General features: G+C 76.9%; 1 protein-coding gene and 1 pseudogene. Both read right to left on the bottom strand.

The genetic code is table 11. From position 1 onward, the window contains the following. Positions 1-1,206, bottom strand: a pseudogene (locus CCN44_RS39825) (beta-ketoacyl [acyl carrier protein] synthase domain-containing protein); the annotation flags it as partial. 1 nt (position 1,207) lies between these two features. Next, positions 1,208-1,562, bottom strand: a 355-nt coding sequence (locus CCN44_RS39820; RefSeq protein ID WP_143650382.1) for a KR domain-containing protein, incomplete at its 5' end; no start/stop codon positions are given.

Below are 1,562 nucleotides of genomic sequence, written 5' to 3'. Positions count from 1 at the left end.
TCGCAGTGGAGGGTGGGCAGCAGGGTGCGGTGGTGGAGGGCGAGCGCGGCCTTGACCAGGCCGGCCGCTCCCGCCGCCGGCATGGTGTGGCCGATCATCGACTTCACCGACCCGAGCACCGGCCGGCCGGTGTCCCGGTCGNNCGGTGCCGTGCGCCTCCAGCAGGCCGATCGAGTCCGGTGCGGCGGGGTCGAGTCCGGCGGCCCGCCAGGCCTGGCGCAGGGCGCGGGTCTGGCCGCCCGGGTCGGGCGTGACGAGTCCCGCCGTACGGCCGTCGCCGGCCACGCCCGTGCCCCGGATCACGGCGTACACCCGGTCGCCGTCGCGTGCGGCGTCCGCGAGGCGTTTCAGTACGACGACTCCGGTGCCCTCGCCGATGAGGATGCCGTCGGCGTCCCGGTGGAAGGGGCGGATCCGCTCCGTCGGGGACAGGGCGCGCAGCTGGGAGAAGACGCTCCACAGGGTGATGTCGTGGCAGTGGTGCACTCCCCCGGCCAGCATCAGGTCGCAGCGGCCGGTGGTGAGCGCGGTGACCGCCTGGTCGACGGCGACCAGGGAGGAGGCGCAGGCGGCGTCCACGGTGTAGGCCGGGCCGCGCAGGTCGAGGCGGTTGGCGATGCGGGAGGCGGCGAGGTTGGGGACCAGGCCGATCGCGGCGTCGGGGCTGTCGGGGCCCAGCCGCTCGGTGAACGCCGCCCGGACACGGTCGAGTTGGCCGGGTGTCAGGTCGGGCAACAGCTCGCCGAGGGTGCGGGTGAGCTGGTGGGCGGTGCGCACCCGCTGGTCCAGCCGGGCCAGGCCGGGGGTGAGGTAGCCGCCGCGGCCGAGGACGACGCCGATCCGGTGCCGGTCGGGCAGCCGGTCGGTGCCGCCCGCGTCGGCGAGCGCGGCGGCGGCCACGTCGAGGGCGATCAGCTGGTCGGGCTCGGTGCCGGGCACGGAGGCGGGCATGATGCCGTAGCGGGTGACCTCCACCTCGGGCGGTCCGGTCACGAATCCGCCGCGCCGGCAGTACACCTGGCCCGCGACGGCGGGTCCGGCGGCCGAGCCGGGGCGGTAGTGGTCGGCGTCCCAGCGGTCCGCGGGGACGTCGGTGATGGCGTCGGCGCCGTCCCGCAGGTTGCGCCAGTAGGCGGGCAGATCGGGGGCGCCGGGCAGCAGCACGGCCATCCCGACGATGGCGACGGGCGACTGAGGGTCCGTCATGTCACCAGCCCGACGCGGTGTAGACGACGGCGCGGGCGGCCGGGTCGCCCCAGGCGAGTTCGCGGAGCAGGGCGGCGCTGCCCTCCTCCGGGTCGATCAGCGCGATCCCGCGCCGGGCGTACGCGCGGCCGAGTTCCGCGCCGACCATGCCGGTGTGGCCGGCGGCCGGCGCCCAGGGGCCCCAGTGGACGGTCAGCGCGCGCCCTCCGGTCCGGGCGGCCCAGTCGGTGCCGAGCGCCTCCAGGGCGTCGTTCGCGGCGGCGTAGTCGGCCTGGCCGCGGTTGCCGAGGACGGCGGCGATGCTGCCGAACAGCACGGTGAACGCCGGTGCGGCGGGCAGGTCGTCCAGCGCGGCG

This window comes from Streptomyces tricolor (assembly GCF_002155905.1).
Classification (GTDB): domain Bacteria; phylum Actinomycetota; class Actinomycetes; order Streptomycetales; family Streptomycetaceae; genus Streptomyces; species Streptomyces tricolor.
Note: the sequence above shows the minus strand (reverse complement) of the source record. Positions and strands in the feature narration are given on the sequence as shown.